Here is a 20303-nt window from a genome sequence, read left to right on the forward strand (position 1 = left end):
GATGCCAACCATTGTTATCTCTTTCTGAAAAAGACAACGCCCTGAATAAAGTCAGCCTGTTTTCTTTATTCAGGGCAAAGTTATGTATTCTTTTGCAAGCTGACAGGATTGTCATTCTAGGGTCAGCCTGATGTCAGATCGCTTTTTTTATAATAAGCATAACGGTGACATCTCTGTCATTGTCAAGCAAAAGAGGTGAGATGATGAATGTAAATAAAGCTGTGTGCCTGGCACTATTCCTGAGCGCTTTCTCGGTTAGCGCATTCGCGGCCACCGAGGTGCAGTCCGCTGACGGCCTGAAGAAAATCGGCACCGTTTCAGCGAGCGGCGTAACCACGCTCTCCGCCCTGGAGAAAAAATTAGCGGCCAAAGCGGAAGCCGCAGGGGCAACCTCCTATCGTATTGTCTCCGCCGGCGGGGAAAATAAACTCTATGGGCTGGCCGTTATTTATCAATAACTGACGAACGGGCACTCCGACAAGGAGCGTTTATTCGCTCCTTGCTGCTTTCCGCCACGGGCCGCGCTCCCCCCGATCCGCCTTCAACTCTATTTTCCCTGGCGCAAAACGTAACCGCCGGAGCGTGGGAAGCGATAAAGCCGGACCAGCAGGGCGTAACGCCTTCTCGCTGCGTCCGGCCATTTTTTAGCTAAAGCGCTGGGCCGTAACCTTAACCAGCTCATCGTAGAGCCGCGACGCGATATCCGGCCCGGAAGCTCCGGAGTAATCCTCGCTTATGCCAACGTCGCCCCGGTCATTTAGGGGGCCATAGTAAAGACCGCCTTTTGCCGCCGGATCCGTTGCCGCATAGAGCGTCGAGAGGGCGCCCTGCGCCGCGGGCTTGAAGCGCTCCGGGCCGTTTATGAGGCTGCGGCCAAAATCACTGTCGGGCCCCGGGCCGTCGGGGATTAAAAAGGTTTTCGCCACTCCCGGATGGGCGGCAATAAAGCTTACCCCCCATTTATCAACTAATGCCTGCCGGTTGAGCTCCCTGGCCAGAATAAGGATCGCCAGCTTGGAGTGGCTGTAAGCATTTAATGGCGTGTAATTCTGCCGGGTCTGCAGATCGTCGAAGCGCATTGTCGCGCGTCTTGCGGCGCTGCTGCTTAAAAATACGACGCGGGGATTATCGCCGCGCTGCAAAAGGGGGAGCAGATGCGCGGTTAAGCTATAGTGACCCACCACGTTAGTCGCCCAGCAGAGTTCCAGGCCGTCATCATTGACCTTGCGTTCCGGCGTCCCCGCCGTCGCGGCGTTGTTGATTAAGACATCAATTCGGCTGACCTGCGAGCGAAGCCGTTCGCTAAAGGCCTGAACCGACCTGAGATCGGCGAGGTCGAGCGTTTCAAACCGCACGCTCGCCCCCGGATACTGCGCCGCGATCGCCTCAACCGCCTGTTGCCCCTTGCGCGCGTTTCTTGAGGCGATAATGACGTTTGCGCCTTTACCAGCGAGGGCTAACGCATCCTGATAGCCGAGACCGCTGTACGTTCCCGGCGGTGGGAAGGCCCCGGAAGCGATGATTCGCGGAACGCCGTTGCCGCCGGTGATGACGATCGTCCGGCCGGTTTGCGGCGGGATATCCGCGGCCCTCCACGCAGGAGCGGAGGGTTCATCGAGTTTCCCGGCGGCGATAGCGCGGGTGGCAAAAATGGCCGCGACCGAGGCCGCCGCTGAAACAGCCAGAAAGCGTCGACGATCGGCTGAAAAAGGGGAGTTCATAATATGCGAAGCACGTTTTTCATTTTTCATATTATACCCGTGATCATTGAAACTGCTTGATTTCGTCGGTGCTGAGGATCATGCTCAGGCCATGAACGTAAAACTGACCTCCGCACAGATTGCCGCCCTTGAGGCTCAGCACCGGCAGAGTCGTGACCGCCGTGTCTGCGACCGGATACGCTGCGTGCTGCTTTCTGCTCAGGGCTGGTCTCCTGCCATGATTGCGCAGTCTCAGCTCATTCATGAGACCACGGTTCTGCGTCATCTATCGGATTATCTCAGCGACGGTAAGCTCACCTCTGATAACGGCGGTTCGCAGGAGCATCTGACTCCCGGGGAGTCTGCCGAACTTCGTCAGCTTCTGACTGACACTGTTCACATCACGACGGCCAGTATCGTGTCGCTTGTCCGTGACCGCTTCGGTGTGCGCTACAGCATTCCGGGTATGAATAAGTGGCTTCACCGCAACGGGTTCACCTGGAAAAAACCGTCAGGTATTCCCCATAAGTTCTGCCCGGCACAACAGCAGCAGTTCATGACGCATTATGAAGCGCTGAAGCAGGCTGCCGGTGACAGCGAACCCATTCTGTTTATGGATGCGGTACATCCGACGCAGTCAACGAAGCTGAGCTGTGGCTGGATAAGAAAGGGGGAACTGAAAGCGGTGAAAACCACCGGGAGCCGGACCCGCCTGAACATCATCAGCGCCCTCAGCGTGAACGACCTGGCCCGGACGGTGACCCGTGATTATCCGCAGATTAATGCGGATGCTATCTGCCGTTTTTTTATTGCAGTTCGCCAGACTTATCCGGTGTCGCAGAAAGTGCATCTGATACTGGACGGTGCGCCTTATCACCGGGCATCGCTGGTTAAGGACTGGGCCTTCGTGATGAATATTGAACTGCATTATCTGCCGCCGTACAGCCCGAACCTGAACCCGACAGAACGGTTGTGGAAGGTGATGAATGAGCATGTGCGGAATAACCGGTATTTTGCGTCAGCGAAAGCCTTCAGGGACGCGATAAGAGGATTTTTTGAACGAACCCTGCCGGAACTGGGGCAGAAACTGGGCTGTCGTATCAACGACAATTTTCAGGTGCTCAGTTCCGTGTCAGAGACATAACGACGTATAGCGTAAGGTGTTCACCTGTGAACAAAATAACTCTCATTGATCATGTTGCAATAACTGTTGCCGACCTTGAAGTATCTTACTGTTTTTACGATAAATTGTTTGGTGCAAAAATTCATGCAGAGTACGCCCCCTTTGGGAAACTGCTTGTAAGGCAGGTATCGCTGGGTGATATTGTCCTGAGTTTACATCAGGTTGAGAATGGCGTGGAACTTGTAGCTAAAAGGCCAATGCCAGGGAGTGCTGATTTATGCTTCCGGTGGGGAGGGACAATTCTCAGCGTGTTAGAGCTACTTGAGAAAAACGATATCGAAATAATCCATGGCCCGGTGCCCCGTGAAACGAGTTCAGGTCAGCCATCACAATCTGTTTTCTTTCGGGATCCTGATGGAAATCTGCTGGAGTTAATGGCTGCTGATAATAAAGACCAAGGTTAAAATACTCAATAAAGTCAAAAATAAATATTTTCATCTGCAGGACTTAATGTGGCTCCCTGAAACAATCTGCACTTTGAAGTTTATTGAGTATATCTACCTGTATGATGCGGGACCAGAAAAGCAATTAAGCTCCGGGGCTGTTGACAAGCATAAAAATACTAAATAGCAGCGAATAACTTCGCTGAAATAACGGCGAATAAAAATATATCACTATAAAATTAATGCCTGCAGATCTTCTCGCAGTCATTTAGCCGAGAAGCGGACGATGTTATTATCGGCACTGAACGCCACGGCGAATATTCCCTCCGGGCCTCAGTGCCCGGAGGGATAATAAATAATGCGCTTATATCAGACGTTGCTTTTCATTATCAAAAGTCTATTTTATGCGGCAGCGGACGATGTATAAGCGAAAAGCCGAAGGTGTTGCGGCCATTTTCGCTTTTAACGAATACATCGCCCCGATGCATCAGCGCAATAGCGCGCACGATGGCCAGGCCGAGGCCATGATATACATCGCTACGCACCCGGGAGGAGTCCACCCGATAAAACCGTTCAAACAGCCGCGCCTGGTGTTCCGGGGGAATGGTCTCTCCCCGATTGGTCACCGCGATATGGGCCTGGCCGTTCAGCTCCTGCAGCTCGATAATCACCGTACTTCCCGGCAGGGCGTGACGGGCGCTGTTCTCCAGCAGGTTAGCCAGCGCGCGGTGGAATAAACGCCTGTCGATGCAGGCCTCGACTTCGCCATGAATCTCCAGCGTCAGGTTGTTCTCAAGGAACGAGGGCTCGACATATTCGGCGGTTTTGCTACTTTCCTCGCGCAGCGAGACCTCGCTGAGTTCGGTAGTATGGTGGCCCGCCTGGGCATGTGACAGAAACAGCATATCGTTGACGATGGAGGTCATGCGCGCCAGCTCTTCCAGATTGGACTGCAGCAGTTCCTCCAGCTCGTTCACGCTGCGCTTGCGCGAGAGCCCAAGCTGGGTCTGGCCAATCAAATTGGTCAGGGGAGTGCGCAGCTCGTGGGCAACGTCGGCGTTAAAGCTCTCCAGCTGCGACCATGCCGCCTCCTGGCGGGATAGCATCCCGTTGAACGCGTCGGCCAGGTGTTGCAGCTCCGCGGGGAGCGCGGCGCTGTCGAGGCGCTGTCCCTCGTTGCCGGGCATCATCGTGTGGGCCTGCTGGCTCAGACTGCGCACGGGGCGCATCCCCGAACGGGCGATTAAATAGCCGAGCATTGCCGCCGCGCTAATGGCCAGCAGAGAGATTAACGCCAGCATGCGGGTGAATTCGTACAGCGTGGCCATATAGGGGGTTGAATCCACCGCGACCACATAACGTATGGCCGGACGGTTACCCAGCGGCGGCAGAGTTGAGATGAGCAAATAGAGCAGATCGTCCCCGTGCGGATTCGGCGCCGTAGCAAAACCGTCAGGTCGGGTGGCGACTGCCGGAGGCGTATCGCCAATCCGGTAGTAAGGGTTATCGCTGATAACCCAATGTTTCACGATACCGCTGTCGCTGGCTGACATATTGTTAAGCTTTTCTTTGACGTCAGGCCAGTTCTCCACCGTGCCTTTGCTTGCCAGAAACGGCTCAATGATCGAGTGGCGAAAGTGCAGCTCTTTGGACATCTGGTTCTGTAGGGAGGAGTACAGCGAGCAGCGCATCACCACCGCCAGTGCGAGCGTCAGCAGGGCCATCGTCAGGCCAAACATGACAAACATCCGGGTCGCAATGGCCGTTTTCATCGGGAAGCCCGATCGTGCGAATGACGCGTTTCCAGCACGTACCCCATACCGCGCACGGTGTGCAGCAATTTGACCTGATAGGGCGCATCAATATTGTTGCGCAGCCGCTTAATGGCGACCTCCACGACGTTGGCGTCGCTGTCAAAATTCATGTCCCAGACCTGTTCCGCAATCATCATTTTTGACAGAATCTCCCCCTGATGGCGGGCCAGCAGGCTGAGAAGCGCGAACTCTTTCGCCGTTAAATCAATGCGATCGCCGTTGCGGTTCACCTTACGCGAGAGTAAATCAACGTGTAAATCGTCTATCTGCAGCTGGGAGACGTCGATACCGTCCACGCTGCGGCGGCGCAACAGCGCCTGAATGCGGGCAACCAGCTCGATCAGCGAAAAGGGTTTCGGCAGATAATCATCCGCCCCCTGGCGAAGCCCTCTGACGCGTTCATCGACCGATCCGCGCGCGGAGAGCATCAGCACCGGGGTTTGTTTAATCGCCCGTAATCCCTCGAGCACCGAGTAGCCGTCTTTACCTGGCAGCATGACGTCGAGAATGACGGCATCATATTCCTGCTGTACCGCCAGATGAAGACCATCGATGCCATCACCCGCAATATCAACCGTAAAACCTAGCTCGCTTAAAGCCCGGCTAACATATGATGACGTTTTCTCTTCGTCCTCAACCAGCAATAACCGCATGGGGCGCTCCTCAAATATAACATCAGGCGTTACTCAATTATAAAAACCGCTCCCGCCGCAGGCCGGGGCGTTTTATAGACGGAGTATATATCAGTTATCTGGTCATATAACTGACCGCCAGCTGACATTTTTGTCAGCTTATGTTGGCGGGAGATAAATAGCAGGTAGCTGACATAATTGTTATCCGGCGGTCATGTTGATGTCAGTTAATCCTCCGTAGAGTTAATTCCGGCAGGCCTCACGCATGTCGACAAATCGTTCATCCGTAATAAAGGATACCCGTACATGAACGTCAGAATTATCTCTCTTGCTATCGGTGTGGTTATTATCTCAATTTCGCTGTCCCTGTGGTTGCTGATGGTCGCAAGAAAGACATCCGCTATTCCTCCCTCAGCGCCGCCGCTGAGGGTCGGGGTGGTGACGCTCAAAAGCGAGCCGATAACGCTGACCAGCGAATTGCCCGGCCGCGCGGCCGCCTGGCGTAACGCGGAGGTCAGGCCGCAGGTTGCGGGCATTATTCAGAAGCGTCTGTTTACTGAAGGCGACGAGGTCAAAGCGCAGCAGCCGCTGTATCAGATCGATCCCGCCTTATATCAGGCGGAGCTGAAGCGCGCGAGCGCGGCGCTGGCCCGCGCCAGAGCGCAGCTAAGCTCTGCCGCGCTGCTGGTGCAGCGCTATCGTCCGCTGGCCGACAGTCGCGCCATCAGCCGCCAGGCCTATGATGATGCCCTTGTCGCCCATCAGCAGGCGCAGGCGGACGTTCAGGCTGCCGAAGCCGCGCGCGAGACCGCGCGAATTAATCTCGAATATACCCTGGTGCTGTCGCCGATTGACGGCGTGATAGGGCGCTCGGCGGTGACCGAAGGCGCGCTGGTGACGTCGCAGCAGAGCGCCGCCGTCGCGACGATACAGCAGATTGACCCTATCTATATCGATGTGACGCAATCCAGCGCCCAGCTGTTGCGTCTTAAAAGCGCCCTGGCAAGTGGCGCCCTGACCGCCGGCGACGATCGGCTGCTGGCGTCGGTGACGCTGACCCTTGAGGATGGCAGCCGCTATGCCCATCAGGGCCAGCTGCAGTTCTCAGAAATTTCGGTTGACCGCTCAACGGGCTCCGTCGTGCTGAGAGCCATGTTCCCTAATCCGCAGCGCCAGCTGCTGCCGGGGATGTTTGTCCGGGCCCGCATCGTAGACGGCGTTGCCCCCAGCGGAGGGCTGCTGGTCCCCCAGCGCGGGGTGACCCATAACCCGCAGGGGGACGCGACGGCGCTGGTCGTGGACGAGAGCGGCAAAGTAGCCTTGCGGGCCATTAAAACCGAACGCGCCATAGGCAATCAGTGGCTGGTGTCCACCGGGCTGTCTGCGGGAGACAGGGTCATTGTCGAGGGGGTACAGCAGGCGCGGCCCGGCGCGCAGGCGATCGCCGAGGAGTGGCAGCCACCGGCGGTCACGGCCCAGCGTACCGCGCAGCGCAAGGAGCCCGATCATGGTTAATTACTTTATTGCCCGACCGATTTTCGCCTGGGTGCTGGCGATTATGCTGATGCTGTGCGGCCTGCTGTCGCTTGTCCTCTTACCGGTGGCGCAGTATCCGGCCATCGCGCCGCCGACGATTAGCATTCAGGTTACCTATCCGGGCGCTTCGGCCAAAACGGTCCAGGACACGGTGGTTCAGGTGATTGAGCAGCAGATGAACGGGCTGGACAGGCTGCAATATATCTCCTCCGAAAGCAATTCGGACGGCAGTATGAGTATTGCGCTGACCTTTGAACAGGGTACCGATGCCGATACGGCTCAGGTCCAGGTGCAGAACAAGCTGGCGCTTGCCCAGCCGATGCTGCCGCTGGAGGTCCAGCAGCAGGGGATTCGGGTCACCAAAGCGACGACCAACTTTTTGATGGTGCTGGCCTTTATATCGACCGACGGCAGCATGCAGCGGCAGGATCTCGCGGATTACGTGGCCTCTTATATTCAGGATCCGCTCAGCCGCACCAGCGGCGTCGGCGACTTCCAGCTTTTTGGCGCGCCCTATGCCATGCGCATTTGGCTGAATCCCGCGGCCCTGGTGAACTACAGCCTGACGGCTACCGACGTCAGCGATGCGATCCAGGAGCAGAACGTGGAGGTCTCATCCGGCCAGTTGGGGGGCCTGCCCGCGCTGCCCGGACAGGAGCTGACGGCGACGGTGGTAGGGCCTTCGCGCCTGCAGACGCCGGAGCAGTTCGGCCAGATCCTGCTCAAAACCAATCCGGATGGCTCGCGGGTTCTCCTCTCCGACGTGGCGCGCATTGAGCTCGGAGCGCAAAACTACTCCACCGATAGCGAGTACAACGGCGCACCCGCGGTCGGTCTGGGCATCCGCCTGGCCACCAACGCCAACGCCCTGGAAACCGCGCGGGCCGTGCGCGCGACGCTTGATGAACTCAGGCCGTTCTTCCCTCCGGGAATGGAGGTCGTGGACGCCTATGACACGATTCCCTTCGTCAGCCTGTCAATCAGCAACGTGATCCATACGCTCATCGAGGCCGTGGTGCTGGTCTTTGTGGTCATGTATGTGTTTCTGCAGAACTTCCGCGCGACGCTGATCCCGACGCTGGCGGTGCCGGTGGTCCTGCTGGGCACCTTCGGCGTGCTGGCGGCATTCGGCTATTCAATTAACACCCTGACGATGTTCGGCATGGTGCTGGCGATAGGCCTCCTCGTCGACGGTGCGATCGTGGTCGTCGAAAACGTTGAACGTATCATGCATGAGGAGGGGCTCAACGCCCGGCAGGCAACGCAAAAATCTATGGGGCAGATCGCTGGCGCGCTGGTCGGCATCGCGATGGTGCTTTCCGCCGTATTCCTGCCGATGGCTTTCTTCGGCGGCGCCACCGGCGTGATCTACCGTCAGTTCTCCATCACCATTGTTTCGTCGATGGTGCTGTCCGTATTGGTGGCGCTGATATTTACGCCTGCGCTGTGCGCAACCCTGCTGAAACCGCCGCGCAAAGGCAAGGCGGCGGCGCAAGGCAGGGTCTGGCGCGGGTTTAATCGCGGGATGGAAAATGCGACCCAGCGCTACGCCAGTACGGTCACGCGAGGGCTCAATCGCCCATACCGCTTGATGTTAATTTATCTGGCGATCGCCATTGCCACCGGCTGGCTATTTACCCGCATCCCCACCTCGTTCATGCCGCAGGAGGATCAGGGGATGCTGTTCGCGCAGATTATTGCGCCCGAAGGGGCCACCGCTGAAAGAACCCGAACGACCCTGCAGGGCGCCAGCGATTATTTGCTGCAGGTGGAGAAAGAGAATGTCCGCTCGGTGTTCGCGATCTCCGGCTTTAACTTCGGCGGCCGCGGGCAAAACGCGGGGATGCTGTTTATCCGCCTCCATGACTGGGAGCACCGGCAGAATAAGGAGCAGAAGGCCGAGGCGCTGGCCGCCCGTTTAAACGGGGTCTTTGCGCGGGAGTTCCGCGATACCCGGATTGTCGTGGTCTCGCCTCCGGCGGTTCGCGAGCTGGGGAACGTCTCGGGCTTTAACTTTCAGCTGATGGATCGTGGCGGGATCGGCCACGAACGGCTCCTGCAGGCGCGCAACCAGTTTCTGGCCGCCGCGCAGCAGAGCCCGCTGTTGAGCCAGGTGCGGCCAAACGGTATCGAGGATGCGCCGCAGGTCGCGCTGCTGATCGATCGCGAGAAGGTCAGGGCGCTGAGCGTGTCGATCGGCGAGGTTAACCGTACGATCTCCATTGCGCTGGGTTCCGGCTACGTCAATGATTTTGTCGACCGCGGACGCGTGAAAAGGGTCTATGTGCAGGGCGAGGCCGCCTCCCGGATGCTGCCGCAGGATCTGCAGCAGTGGTTCGTGCGCAACGATAGGGGCGACATGGTGCCATTTTCTGCCTTCAGCAGCGTTCAATGGCAATACGGGCCGCAAAAGCTTAATCGCTATAACGGCGCGCCGTCATTCAACCTGCAGGGGCAGGCGGCGCCAGGCTTTAGTTCCGGTGAGGCCATGGCTGAAATGGAACGCATTGCCGGCACGATGCCCGCCGGCGTCGGCTTCGAGTGGACGGGACTGTCGTTTGAGGAGCGGCTCTCCGGAGCGCAGACGCCGGCGCTTTACGCGATTTCGCTGATTATCGTCTTTTTGTGTCTTGCCGCCTTGTACGAGAGCTGGAGCGTCCCGGCGGCGGTCATGCTGGTCGTCCCGCTCGGCTTAATTGGCGCCATCGCCGCGACGCTGCTGCGCGGGCTGGATAATGACGTCTATTTCCAGGTCGGGCTGCTTACCACCGTCGGCCTGGCCGCGAAAAATGCCATTCTGATTGTCGAGTTCGCCAAAAGCAATTTTGACGCCGGAGCGACGCCGATGGCGGCGGCGGTGCAGGCCGCGAAACAGCGCCTGCGGCCGATCCTGATGACCTCCCTGGCATTTATGCTGGGCGTAACGCCCCTGGTTGTTGCCAGCGGGGCGGGCTCGGGAAGCCAGAACGCGATTGGCACCGGGATCGTCGGCGGGATGCTGACCAGTACGTTCCTGGCCATCTTTTTCATCCCGGCGTTCTTCGTCATTATGCTGAAGCTTTTCCGGGTGAAGCGTCCCGGCGAACGCGAGAAGGAAGAGCGGCTCGCTGCAGCCGGTGAAACCTCCCCGGGAGGGCCGGCCTTATGATGCGTTTCAGCCTGATATTGAGCGTTGCCGCTCTCGCCGCTGGCTGTTCGCTGGCACCCGAGTACCAGAGGCCGGCGGCGCCGGTTGCGGCGCAGTATCCTGATTACGGTCAGGCTTCCGGGAGCGGGACAATCGCGGATAGAGAGTGGCGCCATTTTTATCGCGACCCGCTATTGCAGGAGCTCATCGGCCAGGCGCTGGCGAATAACCGTGATTTGCGGATTGCGGCGCTGAACGTGGAGGCCGCGCGCGCCACCTATCGCATCCAGCGAGGGGAAGCATTCCCGTCGCTGACGGCCGACGGAAGCGGCACGGTCCAGCGTACCCCGGCGGATCTCGCCGCCGGCGGCGAGTCCGTCGTTAGCCGGAGCTATACGGCGGGGGCAACCCTGTCGTGGGAGCTCGACCTGTTCGGCAGAATGCGTAGCCTCAATCAACAGGCGCTGGAACTCTATCTGGCGCAGGATGAAACGCGCGTGGCCGCTCGCCTGGCGCTGATTGGCGAAACGGCCAGCGCCTGGCTGACCCTGCAGGCTGATGCTGAACTTCTGCAGCTGGCGGAAAGCACGCTGGATGCGCAGCGCTCGGCTTTCCAGCTGGTCGACAAGAGCTATCAGCAGGGGGTGGCGACGGCGTTAGATCGTAGTCAGGCAGAAGTCGGGGTAAGCACGGCCCAGCGCGACGTCGCCCGCTATCAGCGCCAGCGGCGGCAGTCCATCAATGCCCTTATTTTGCTCCTCGGACAGCCGCCATCGCCGGCGATGGATCTTCGTCTCAGGCAGCTGGCGGCGCTACCGGACGATATCCTGCCAGCGGAGATCCCGGCGGGATTGCCCGCCGACCTGCTGCGGCGGCGGCCCGATATTCGCGCGGCGGAACACCAGCTGCAGGCGGCCAATGCCAATATTGGCGCCGCGCGGGCGGCGTTTTTCCCGGGGATCGTGTTGACGGGCTCTGGCGGCAGCGCCAGCGCCGGCTTAGACAATCTCTTCAGCAGCGGCTCAGGCGCGTGGAGCTTCACCCCGCAGATACGCTTGCCGATCTTTTCCGGCGGGGCGCTGCGCGCGGGGCTCGATCTTGCTCAGGTGCAAAAGAGGATTGAAGTGGCCCGCTATGAGCAGGTCATCCAGCAGGCTTTTCGCGAAACGGCCGACGCCCTGGCCGGGCGGGATACACTGGATGCGCAGATCCTGATGCAAACCAGGCTGGTTGCGGCAACGCAGCGCTCCTATGACCTGTCGTTGCAGCGTTTTCAGCAGGGAATTGACAACTATCTGAGCGTGCTGGATTCCCAAAGGGCCCTCTATGCGGCGCAGCAAGAACTGGTGAATATCCGGCTGGCGCGGTTGCTCAACCTGGTTGATTTATATCGCGCGCTGGGCGGCGGCTGGCAGGAGGAGGCGTGATATTCCCGCTAAGCCGCTAAAATATGCTTAGCGGCTTACCGCGGGCGATGGCCCGGATTACAGTGAAAAATGCCGCGCGATATCCTGCAACAGCCCGGGATGGGTGGGATGCCAGCCCAGGCGCCGCTGGGTCAGCGCGCCTGATGCCCGCATATCCATTTGGGCAAACAGCCCCAGCCAGCCGAAATGGGCGTCCGCGTCCGCAGGCGAGAGGCGGGTCAGCGGGACGTTCAGGCCGGTACTAATCGCCTGCGCGATATCATGCAGGGCAATGCCGTCTTCCGCCACCGCATGGTAACGGAGACCGGGAAGCGCCTGTTCCGCGACCAGCCGGTACAGGCGGGCGACATCAAGCAGATGGGCCGCGGCCCACTGATTTTGCCCTTCACCGACGTAGGCGGAGACGCCTTTTTCGCGGGCCAGGGCGATAAGCGCGCTGACAAAGCCCTGCCTATGTTCGTTGTGGACCTGCGGGAGGCGGACGATGGCAACGTTGACGCCTTTATCGGCCACGCGTTCACCGGCGATTTCGGTCGATTTTCGTGGATTCGGCGTCGCCGGGTCATAAAAGTCTTCAACCGCCGGCTGGCCCGGCGACGGGCAGCCCATCGCGGCAACGGAAGTAATGATTAAGGGGCGTGCGGAGCCCTGCAGGCCTCGGCCAAGGGCGTCGATGGCCTGAGCCTCCGTTTTCGCCGTCTCATCCGGGCGACTAAAAGAGTGGTCATAGGCGCAATGAATCACGGCATCGGCTTTTTGCGCCCCGTCCGTCAGGCTCTGTGGATCTTCCAGCGCTCCGCGGTGGGCTTCGGCGCCCATATGGGCGAGAAGCTGCGCGCTGTTATCTGAACGGGCCAGGCCCGTCACCCGATGGCCAGCCCGGATCAGTTCGGCGGTAACCGCGAGCCCGATAAAACCGCTGGCTCCCGTTAAAAAAATATTCATAACTTCCTCCTGTTGCACGACTTCAGGCTAACGATTTCGCCCGTGAGGGGCAGTGTAAAAGAGGAATAATGGTACGGTCTATGCTATAAGAACGTAATTATATGCAGATCGTACGGTATTTTATGGATCCTCTCTCAGAAGTACTTTCACTGCTCAGGCTGGAGAGCTTTATTTCCGGCGGTTTCCCCCTGCAGGCGGCAACCGGGCTTGAGTTCAGGCACCATCCGGGCATCAAATGCTACGTGGTGGTCGACGGCAGCTGCTGGGTTTCCGTCGCCGGAGGGCAGGAGGCGACCCTGCTAAAATCGGGAGACTGCGTGTTCCTTCCCTCAGGGGCGCCTTTCTGCCTGGCGACCGCTCCCGACAGCCCGCGGAGCCCCTTTATCCCGCCAGACAAGGAGAGCGGGGCGACGCTGACAATGCAGGCGCCGCAGGACGGGGCGTTTATTCTTGGCGGGCGTTTTACCTTCAGCAGCGCGTATGCCGATATTCTGCTTCACTCTCTGCCTCCGCTGATTGCGGTGACCGACGGTATTGGCCAAAAGATCATGCGCAACGCCATGGAGTGCTTACGCGAAGAGCTGCGTTTTCCGCAGCCCGGGGGAGATTTGATCGCCCAGCAGCTGGTGCAAATTATGCTGGTTCAGGCGCTGAGAGTCTTTCTGCAGCAGGAGAGGGACGGGCAGACCGGCTGGCTGTTCGCCCTTGCCGATCCGCAGCTCAACGCCGCGCTAGGCTATATGCATAAGGAGCCCGCCTTCCCGTGGACCCTGCAGGAGCTGGCGAATCGGGTGGGCATGTCGAGGACCATTTTTACCAAACGGTTTAAGAGCCGGGTCGGCACCACGCCGATGAAATATCTCTCCCGATGGCGGATGCTGTGCGCGGGAGAGCGTCTCAGAAATTCGCGCGACTCTATCACCCAGATCTCGCTTTCCGCAGGCTACGACAGCGATAGCGCGTTTGGCAGGGCGTTTAAAAAAGAGTGGGGTTACTCCCCGCGCGAGCATCGGCAAGCGATGCTGGAAAAATCCTCTACCTGAGGTAGAGGATGAGCCCGTCCGTTTATTGCGACGCAACGCGGTCGTTAAACGCTTTATAAAAAGCGGCATAGTCTCCGCGTTCGGCAAAGCCCTGAGGCTTCACTCTTTCTACCAGCACTTCCGCGACATCGGGCTCGGCGGTGAGGATGCTCATGGTCTCCTCGATAAACGCCGCCAGAGGGATCCCGGCGGGGTTGTCGGCGTGCCGCTTGCCCATCAGCTCCGTTTGCACCAGCGGAGGGACCAGCTCGGTAACCTGAACGGCGGTATCGCGCAGCTGATAGCGCAGGCTCTGGGTCCAGGAGTGGATCGCCGCCTTGGTGGCGCAGTACGTTGGCGTCGGCGCGATAGGGACAAATCCTAAGCCGGAGGAAACCGTCAGGATGGCGGCGTGCGGCTGGGCCAGGAGATGCCCAATCAGCGCCGCCGTTAAGCGAATCGGCCCCAGAAGATTGGTGGTGATTTCCGCTTCCGCCACGCTGACGTCGCCGCTTGTCAGGTCCTCCGGACGCATAATCCCCGCGTTATGTACCACAACGTTTAGCCCCGGCCAGTCGCGGGTTAGCGATGCGGCGCCGGCAAGAATTGACGCGGGATTGTCGATATCAAGAACGATGGCATGCATTCCCGGGTTTGCGGCGACGGTTTCATCCAGCGCCTCTTTCCGCCGTCCGGCGATGATAACCTCGTTGCCTGCGGCATGGAACGCTTCAGCCAGCGCGCGGCCAATGCCGGAACCGCCGCCTGTAATCAGAATAGTATTGCCGGTCAATTGCATAAAATATTCCTTAACTTTCTTTTAACAAGTGTGCGCTAAGCAAGATTATAGGGCGTGTTTTTGTTAAGAACTCGACGCAGGGTACGCAATACTATGCAGTTAATACGCGAATTTGACCCTCCGCACGCAGAAAGAATAATGATAATCATTTCTATTAAAAGTATGATTGCACTCGCCCATGACGAGGAGCGTTTCTTCAGGGCAGAAAAGAGGGCCAGACGAGTGGGTGATAGCCGCAGGCCGTTGAGGGCGCCGACGTCGTTTGCTCCGAGGTACTGCATCAATACATTTATGAGGATAAAATGATAAGAATTTCAGTCCGTTCAGTACTTTTGGCCTCCGCTGTTGCGATGTCAACCGCCACGGCCGCCTTCGCCGACAGCCAGTGGGAAGCCGCCACGACGACCTTTCCGGGCAGCATCCGCGCCGGGTCACGGGAAGTTCCTGTTAAGCCCGGAGATAAAACCGCGATAGCGATTAAGAACCTTCCGGCGGGCGCCACCGTCACCGTGCTGAATGGCGCGGAAACCCTGACTCCTGAGCCCCTGACCGCCGACGGGAAGGGATCGCTCAATATTCCGCTGACCGTTCCGGCCACTGCCGGGACAGGCCTGCATCCGCTCACCGTTATCACGCAAAATCCCGCCAGCGTCTCGCAGGTCATGTTGAAGCTGTCCAAAATCGTTCCCCCGAAAAACGCCGATGCTTTCAAGCTGCAAACGGCTCCCGTCGGCGAGCGGGCCTACCAATCGGCAGTTTCTGCCGATGGGAAGCTGTTCGTGACCTCTGCGCGCGGACCGAAGGATGGCAGCCGCCTGCTAAGGCTGAACGCCGCAACGCTGGCCGTCGAAGCGGAGGCCGTGCTGCCTAAAGATGAAAAGGGCGCGCAGATTGGCGTCTTCGGCGTCGGCGTTGACAATGCCCATGGGCAAGTCTGGACGACGAACACCCTTGCCGGGACGGTGACCGTGTATGATGCGAAAACGCTTTCCGTGGTGAAGGTCTTTCCGGAAGGTTCGATCCCGCATCCACGCGATGTCATTATCGATGATGCCCACAATCGGGCCTATGTCAGCGCTGCGCTGACCGGTTTTATCGAGGTGTATGACACCAAAACGCTTGAACACGTCGGCCAGCTGGAATTTGTAGCGGACCGTGGTCGCGACCAGTTTTACAGTACGGATCTCACCCTCGACAGCGCCGGAGGGAAGCTCTACGGCGTCAGCCGCGATACGCCATGGGTAGGCTGGATTGATCTCAAAACGGGCAAGAGTACGACAGTGAAAGTTCCTCAGGCGCAAGGCGCAACCGACATCGCTCGCGACCCGGCGACCGGCCGTCTGTATGTCGCTTCCCAGGAGACGAACAACGTCGTGGTGCTTGATGCGAACGGTAAGCTGCTCGCTGATACCTATATCGGCGCCGGCGGCGTATCCGTCGTCTGGGATGCGGCGACGTCGCAGGTTTTCGCCGCGACGCGCGCCGGTGGAACGGTTGCGGTTCTCGATCGGGACGGCAAACTGGTCGCCAATATTCCAATGGACGATACGCCAAACAATCTGACCGTCGCGCCTGATGGCGCCGTTTATCTGGTGTCGATGTACGGCAGCGTCGGGGATAAGGTCCAAACGGGCTCGGTGACGAAAATCACGCCGAGGAAATGACGGTAATAATCGGCCAGGCTATTGGCGGCCAGGTTGGCCGCCAGATCTGGCATTATTAATCCCCAGCCGTTCATGGGCTGGGGATTAGTCCGCGGTGACAAACGCAGCCTTCAAATTTATCCGGCAGTAAACGTAAAATCCCACTATTTAAAGTTTTGTTAAGTCCTGTCCATGCGAGGGCCGGGCTTAAAATTGATCCTGACTTCTCATTGGCAAATCACCCAGAAATTGATTGTCTGATTATTCCGGGCGGCATCGTCACCGTTGGACTCAATAAGCAAATGTTGAATTACCGACGAACCAATTCATTCATTTTTGGTCATTTTCTCTCCGCAGGTTCATTTTTAGACTTAACGAATGGAAGGGACTTCCCCTGGATATGCACCTGATTAACTCTTGTGCAATCATGGGGTAAACACAGCCCCGGAGGGATTCGTTATGACCATCACGACTGTCGGTATTGATCTTGCTAAAAATGTGTTCGCTGTTCACTGCGTTGACCAGCATGGTAAAACTGTTCTGGTTAAACCCAAAGTATCGCGTGCTGCCCTTCCTGAGCTGATTGCCAGTTTACCTCCCTGTGTTATCGGGATGGAGGCATGCTCCGGGGCTCACTACTGGGCAAGACTGTTCCGGCAATATGGTCATGAACCACGTCTGATGGCTGCTAAATTTGTATCTCCTTACCGCATGGCCGGTAAATCAGGCAAAAATGATGCAGCTGATGCACAGGCTATCTGTGAAGCAGTTCGTCGCCCGCATATGCGGTTTGTACCCGTGAAGGATGAGAGCCAGCAGGCGATGCAATGCCTACACCGCACCCGTCAGGGATTTATCGAAGAGAAAACAGCAACGTATAATCGCCTGCGAGGATTGATATCTGAATTCGGCGTCATCGCGCCACAAAGTACAGATTCCCTGCGACACATGGTTTCTGCACAGAAAGATTCTTTACCACTTCAGGTTCAGCAATGTGTTGATGATTTGCTGGAGCACGTTGCTCGCATCGAAGCCAACATAGCTGAATATGATCGGATTTTGTCCCGCATGGCCAAAACAGATCATCGCAGTCAAAGGCTGATGGAATTGAAGGGCGTTGGCCCCACAACGGCCTGTGCGCTGGTCGCCAGTATCGGTAACGCACATGATTTTAAGAATGGGCGCCAGCTGGCAGCCTGGCTGGGCCTTACGCCATCGCAGTACAGCAGCGGCGGAAAGTCGAATCTTGGCAGGATAACGAAAGCTGGCGATTCGTATCTGAGAACACTTCTGGTTCAGGGGGCCCGCTCGGTACTGATCGGGGCGGAGAAAAGGACTGATTCATTCAGTCGTTGGGTCTGTTCACTGATCGAGCGCAGAGGATACTGGCGTGCCGTTGTAGCGATCGCCGCCAAAAACGCAAGGCTGTGCTGGGCATCATTGCATTACGGTGATGATTTCAGGCTGTACTCAGCCAGCTAAAGCACGAAACAAAATAACCATCTGTTCTGCAATTCGTTGATGATAAAGGGTTAGACCCCGTGAGGCCTATCTGGCTATTGTACAGGATATACGTATCCGCTTAACGAACAAGAACCTCACGCGCGTCTTTCATCATGGTCCGAATCGATAACGATTCATTATGACCGTTTATAGTACCGCAGTCTCTCCCCTTTATTTTTAACTGTAGTGCAGACAGAAACCGTAAACACCGGCGTTGACATGCCGGGGAAGCCCTTATAGTACAATATCTTCCGTTTCCCAAACGGAGCCCTTAGTGTGTGAATTTCGACCAACCTCACAGATAATAATTTTATATGATTGACGCGAACTTGATCACTTGACTGGTCAAGTGGCGCTCACCTATGTTGAAAGCACCTTCTTATCCATTACGGGGAGCAAAAAACATGGGGATCATTCGTACCTTAAACGGCGATATTGCTGCTAATCAGCTGGGCGTAACCTACAGCCACGATCATATCTACTGTATTCCGCCATATTGGGCAGAGCGTCAGGATGACGATCTTTTACTGGACGACCCGCAGGCCTCGGAGCGTGAATTATGCGATTTCCGTCAAGCGGGAGGCGCTGCCATCTACGACGCCACCGCCCCAGATTACGGTCGGCATGCGTCAACCGTCGCCGAGATGGCTCAGCGTCAGCAGTTGCACATAATCGCCACCGCCGGTTTTAACAAAGGCTTTCTGTGGAGCAGTCAGCGTCCGGGCCTGACGCAAACTTTTGCCGAATGGATTGAAAATTCAGAGATTGATGAACTGGTTGAACACGTTTGCCGTGAGGTAAGCGAGGGAATAGAAGGCACTCCGCATCGGGCTGGCGTCGTGAAGTGTGGCACTGGCTACAACACTATTTCTCCCCTGGAACAAAAAACCATGGAAGTTATCGTTCGCGCCCAACAGCGTACGGGAGCGCCGATGCACAGCCATACCGAGATGGGGACGATGGGATTAGAACAGGCGCAGATCTTTAAAAAATTGGGGCTTGATTTGTCCCGCTTATGTTTTGCCCATATGGATCGCAATCCCGATCCATGGTTGCACCGTCAGATCGCCAACACCGGGGCGTTTCTCTCTTTTGACGGTATCAGCCGCATCAAATATCACCCTGAACACATCCGCACCCAGGCCATTCTGGCGTTATGCCAGCGGGGTTACCAAAAACAAATCTTAATCGGCGGAGATTTTGCACGTAAATCGATGAGCGCGCATTACGGCAAAGGGGGGCTGGGGCTGAAGTTCATCCTTAGCGACTGGCGACCAAGGTTCATTGAAGAGGCGCAGGAGGCCGGGTTTGACGGCGAAGCGCTACTACATGATTTCTTTGTCGAAAATCCTGCGCGTTACTTCGCCTTTGGCTAAGGGGTCGTGATGAAACTTCACCATTTAAATGAACACGAGGCCAGGCGAGCGCTACAAAAGGCGCAGATTGCTTTGCTTCCGCTTGGTGCGGTCGAGCCACACGGCGATCATCTGCCGCTGGATACCGACAACCTGCTGGCCGAGCGCTTTTGCGCGCGGCTTGATGAGCAATTGGGTGAGTGCGCGCTGAGCCTGCCCGTTATTTCTTATAGCCAGGTGTGGTCGCTGCGTGGGCACGCGGGCGCCATTGATATCGGCAATGAACGGCTGACCTCGATGCTGGTGGCGTTGGCGGAGAATATGGCCAGCTACGGCATTACTACCACGGCAGTGATCAACGCGCATTACGGCAATTTTGACGCCATTAAAGCGGCTTCCCGCCAGCTTAAGGAGAAAGGCATCACGCTGCTCAGCTACAGCTGGGCGGGCATGGAGCAGGAGGTGCAAAAACGGCAAAACTCGGCAGTGGCTTATCCCGGCTATATGCATGCCGATGAGGTCGAAACCTCGCTGATGCTGGCGCTGGCCCCGGAGTTCGTCACCATGGCGAACGCCCGTGCGCACTATCCGGTATTTCCGCAGAATTTCCGCTATCAACCAATACGCTGGACCGAGTTTTCTGATTATGCCGTGCTGGGAGACCCCACCAAAGCCAGCGAAGAGAAAGGCAACGCCTTCGTTCAGCAGGCGCTGGAGACCACGCTGGCCTCAATCCGTCACCACTTGACGCAAGGAGACGCCGATGATCGAAAGTCAATCGATAAACGTTGATTGCCCGGCCCGTAGCCCGGAGGAGGCAATCCGCGAAGCGGGGAACGCGCTATGCCGCGCGGGAGCCTGTAGCCCGCAGTACGTTCAGGCAATGGTCGATAGCTACCATGAACTTGGACCTTATTTTGTCATCGCACCAGGGCTGGCGCTGCCGCATGCCCGCCCCGAACAGGGGGCAATTAAGGCGCAAATCAGCGCTGTCAGGCTGCGTCAGCCGCTGGCGTTTGGCCACGCGGAAAACGACCCAGTGCAGGTGGTGCTGGGGCTTTCGGCAACCAGCAGCGATGCGCATATCCATCTTATCCAGCATATCGTGACCGTACTGAGCGATGAAAATAACCTGCATACCCTGATGCATTCTGACGATCCTGAACAACTTTATCGGCTGTTAGCCAGCGCATCGTAGGCTGCTTTCAGCGTTTGTAGCTTGATTAACACGGAG

17 protein-coding genes are annotated in these 20303 nt (G+C 57.5%); 12 read left to right on the forward strand and 5 right to left on the reverse strand.

What is annotated here, in order from left to right; translation table 11 throughout:
• Positions 1-203 precede the first annotated feature (203 nt).
• Positions 204-458 carry a multiple stress resistance protein BhsA gene (gene bhsA, locus AC1M2H_RS13910; RefSeq protein ID WP_480151938.1) on the forward strand — a complete coding sequence of 85 codons (255 nt, stop codon included), beginning with the start codon at positions 204-206 and terminating at the stop codon, positions 456-458.
• 186 nt (positions 459-644) lie between these two features.
• Here bhsA and AC1M2H_RS13915 read toward each other — a convergent pair whose 3' ends face one another.
• A complete protein-coding gene (locus AC1M2H_RS13915; RefSeq protein ID WP_480151783.1) occupies positions 645-1721 on the reverse strand; it encodes an SDR family NAD(P)-dependent oxidoreductase in 1077 nt (358 codons plus the stop codon).
• 91 nt (positions 1722-1812) lie between these two features.
• Between AC1M2H_RS13915 and AC1M2H_RS13920 the strand changes: the two genes are divergently transcribed.
• Together AC1M2H_RS13920 and AC1M2H_RS13925 are read left to right on the forward strand one after the other, a co-directional pair.
• A complete protein-coding gene (locus tag AC1M2H_RS13920) occupies positions 1813-2844 on the forward strand; it encodes an IS630 family transposase (protein WP_480151833.1) in 1032 nt (343 codons plus the stop codon).
• 26 nt (positions 2845-2870) lie between these two features.
• Positions 2871-3287, forward strand: coding sequence for a VOC family protein (locus tag AC1M2H_RS13925; protein ID WP_480147914.1), 417 nt, complete (start codon positions 2871-2873; stop codon positions 3285-3287).
• A 368-nt stretch (positions 3288-3655) separates the two neighbouring features.
• Here the strand turns inward: AC1M2H_RS13925 and AC1M2H_RS13930 are convergent, their stop codons facing one another.
• Positions 3656-5038 carry a heavy metal sensor histidine kinase gene (locus tag AC1M2H_RS13930; protein WP_480151784.1) on the reverse strand — a complete coding sequence of 461 codons (1383 nt, stop codon included), beginning with the start codon at positions 5036-5038 and terminating at the stop codon, positions 3656-3658.
• The gene (locus AC1M2H_RS13935) at positions 5035-5733 is read right to left on the reverse strand and encodes a heavy metal response regulator transcription factor (RefSeq protein WP_480151785.1); all 699 of its coding nucleotides are present in this window, start codon (positions 5731-5733) and stop codon (positions 5035-5037) included. Before AC1M2H_RS13935 ends, AC1M2H_RS13930 begins: the two co-directional genes overlap by 4 nt.
• Before the next feature lie 285 nt (positions 5734-6018).
• On the opposite strand from AC1M2H_RS13935, the gene AC1M2H_RS13940 reads away from it, so the two are divergent.
• The 3 genes from AC1M2H_RS13940 to AC1M2H_RS13950 are packed head-to-tail and all read left to right on the forward strand — an operon-like array spanning position 6019 to position 11802.
• The gene (locus AC1M2H_RS13940; RefSeq protein ID WP_480151786.1) at positions 6019-7227 is read left to right on the forward strand and encodes an efflux RND transporter periplasmic adaptor subunit; all 1209 of its coding nucleotides are present in this window, start codon (positions 6019-6021) and stop codon (positions 7225-7227) included.
• A complete protein-coding gene (locus AC1M2H_RS13945; protein WP_480151787.1) occupies positions 7220-10396 on the forward strand; it encodes an efflux RND transporter permease subunit in 3177 nt (1058 codons plus the stop codon). The genes AC1M2H_RS13940 and AC1M2H_RS13945 overlap by 8 nt, the downstream gene beginning before the upstream one ends.
• Entirely contained in the window at positions 10393-11802 is a 1410-nt protein-coding gene (locus AC1M2H_RS13950) for an efflux transporter outer membrane subunit (protein ID WP_480151788.1), read from the forward strand. Before AC1M2H_RS13945 ends, AC1M2H_RS13950 begins: the two co-directional genes overlap by 4 nt.
• Before the next feature lie 57 nt (positions 11803-11859).
• Here the strand turns inward: AC1M2H_RS13950 and AC1M2H_RS13955 are convergent, their stop codons facing one another.
• Positions 11860-12747 carry an SDR family oxidoreductase gene (locus AC1M2H_RS13955; RefSeq protein WP_480151789.1) on the reverse strand — a complete coding sequence of 296 codons (888 nt, stop codon included), beginning with the start codon at positions 12745-12747 and terminating at the stop codon, positions 11860-11862.
• Between the two features lie 122 nt (positions 12748-12869).
• On the opposite strand from AC1M2H_RS13955, the gene AC1M2H_RS13960 reads away from it, so the two are divergent.
• A complete protein-coding gene (locus AC1M2H_RS13960) occupies positions 12870-13790 on the forward strand; it encodes an AraC family transcriptional regulator (protein WP_480151790.1) in 921 nt (306 codons plus the stop codon).
• Between the two features lie 22 nt (positions 13791-13812).
• Here the strand turns inward: AC1M2H_RS13960 and AC1M2H_RS13965 are convergent, their stop codons facing one another.
• Positions 13813-14568, reverse strand: a complete 756-nt coding sequence (locus tag AC1M2H_RS13965) for an SDR family oxidoreductase (protein WP_480151791.1) — start codon at positions 14566-14568, stop codon at positions 13813-13815.
• Between the two features lie 302 nt (positions 14569-14870).
• On the opposite strand from AC1M2H_RS13965, the gene AC1M2H_RS13970 reads away from it, so the two are divergent.
• The 5 genes from AC1M2H_RS13970 to AC1M2H_RS13990 all read left to right on the forward strand — a co-directional run bounded on the left by AC1M2H_RS13970 (position 14871) and on the right by AC1M2H_RS13990 (position 20267).
• A complete protein-coding gene (locus AC1M2H_RS13970; protein WP_480151792.1) occupies positions 14871-16232 on the forward strand; it encodes a YncE family protein in 1362 nt (453 codons plus the stop codon).
• A gap of 438 nt (positions 16233-16670) precedes the next feature.
• Positions 16671-17693, forward strand: a complete 1023-nt coding sequence (locus tag AC1M2H_RS13975) for an IS110 family RNA-guided transposase (protein WP_480151266.1) — start codon at positions 16671-16673, stop codon at positions 17691-17693.
• A 425-nt stretch (positions 17694-18118) separates the two neighbouring features.
• Positions 18119-19090 carry a phosphotriesterase family protein gene (locus AC1M2H_RS13980; protein WP_480151793.1) on the forward strand — a complete coding sequence of 324 codons (972 nt, stop codon included), beginning with the start codon at positions 18119-18121 and terminating at the stop codon, positions 19088-19090.
• A gap of 9 nt (positions 19091-19099) precedes the next feature.
• The gene (locus AC1M2H_RS13985) at positions 19100-19861 is read left to right on the forward strand and encodes a creatininase family protein (protein WP_480151794.1); all 762 of its coding nucleotides are present in this window, start codon (positions 19100-19102) and stop codon (positions 19859-19861) included.
• Entirely contained in the window at positions 19833-20267 is a 435-nt protein-coding gene (locus tag AC1M2H_RS13990; protein WP_480151795.1) for a PTS sugar transporter subunit IIA, read from the forward strand. Before AC1M2H_RS13985 ends, AC1M2H_RS13990 begins: the two co-directional genes overlap by 29 nt.
• Positions 20268-20303 lie beyond the last annotated feature (36 nt).

The sequence above is a fragment of the Klebsiella sp. F11 genome, assembly GCF_056712265.1.

What these genes read in the sequence shown, in the direction of transcription:
- AC1M2H_RS13955 (WP_480151789.1), bottom strand. Translation starts at nt 12,747, where the DNA reads ATGAATATTTTTTTAACGGGAGCCAGCGGTTTTATCGGGCTCGCGGTT.
- AC1M2H_RS13970 (WP_480151792.1), top strand. Translation starts at nt 14,871, where the DNA reads ATGATAAGAATTTCAGTCCGTTCAGTACTTTTGGCCTCCGCTGTTGCG.
- AC1M2H_RS13930 (WP_480151784.1), bottom strand. Translation starts at nt 5,038, where the DNA reads ATGAAAACGGCCATTGCGACCCGGATGTTTGTCATGTTTGGCCTGACG.
- AC1M2H_RS13920 (WP_480151833.1), top strand. Translation starts at nt 1,813, where the DNA reads ATGAACGTAAAACTGACCTCCGCACAGATTGCCGCCCTTGAGGCTCAG.
- AC1M2H_RS13945 (WP_480151787.1), top strand. Translation starts at nt 7,220, where the DNA reads ATGGTTAATTACTTTATTGCCCGACCGATTTTCGCCTGGGTGCTGGCG.
- AC1M2H_RS13985 (WP_480151794.1), top strand. Translation starts at nt 19,100, where the DNA reads ATGAAACTTCACCATTTAAATGAACACGAGGCCAGGCGAGCGCTACAA.
- AC1M2H_RS13940 (WP_480151786.1), top strand. Translation starts at nt 6,019, where the DNA reads ATGAACGTCAGAATTATCTCTCTTGCTATCGGTGTGGTTATTATCTCA.
- AC1M2H_RS13950 (WP_480151788.1), top strand. Translation starts at nt 10,393, where the DNA reads ATGATGCGTTTCAGCCTGATATTGAGCGTTGCCGCTCTCGCCGCTGGC.
- bhsA (WP_480151938.1), top strand. Translation starts at nt 204, where the DNA reads ATGAATGTAAATAAAGCTGTGTGCCTGGCACTATTCCTGAGCGCTTTC.
- AC1M2H_RS13975 (WP_480151266.1), top strand. Translation starts at nt 16,671, where the DNA reads ATGACCATCACGACTGTCGGTATTGATCTTGCTAAAAATGTGTTCGCT.
- AC1M2H_RS13965 (WP_480151791.1), bottom strand. Translation starts at nt 14,568, where the DNA reads ATGCAATTGACCGGCAATACTATTCTGATTACAGGCGGCGGTTCCGGC.
- AC1M2H_RS13990 (WP_480151795.1), top strand. Translation starts at nt 19,833, where the DNA reads ATGATCGAAAGTCAATCGATAAACGTTGATTGCCCGGCCCGTAGCCCG.
- AC1M2H_RS13935 (WP_480151785.1), bottom strand. Translation starts at nt 5,733, where the DNA reads ATGCGGTTATTGCTGGTTGAGGACGAAGAGAAAACGTCATCATATGTT.
- AC1M2H_RS13960 (WP_480151790.1), top strand. Translation starts at nt 12,870, where the DNA reads ATGGATCCTCTCTCAGAAGTACTTTCACTGCTCAGGCTGGAGAGCTTT.
- AC1M2H_RS13980 (WP_480151793.1), top strand. Translation starts at nt 18,119, where the DNA reads ATGGGGATCATTCGTACCTTAAACGGCGATATTGCTGCTAATCAGCTG.
- AC1M2H_RS13915 (WP_480151783.1), bottom strand. Translation starts at nt 1,721, where the DNA reads ATGAACTCCCCTTTTTCAGCCGATCGTCGACGCTTTCTGGCTGTTTCA.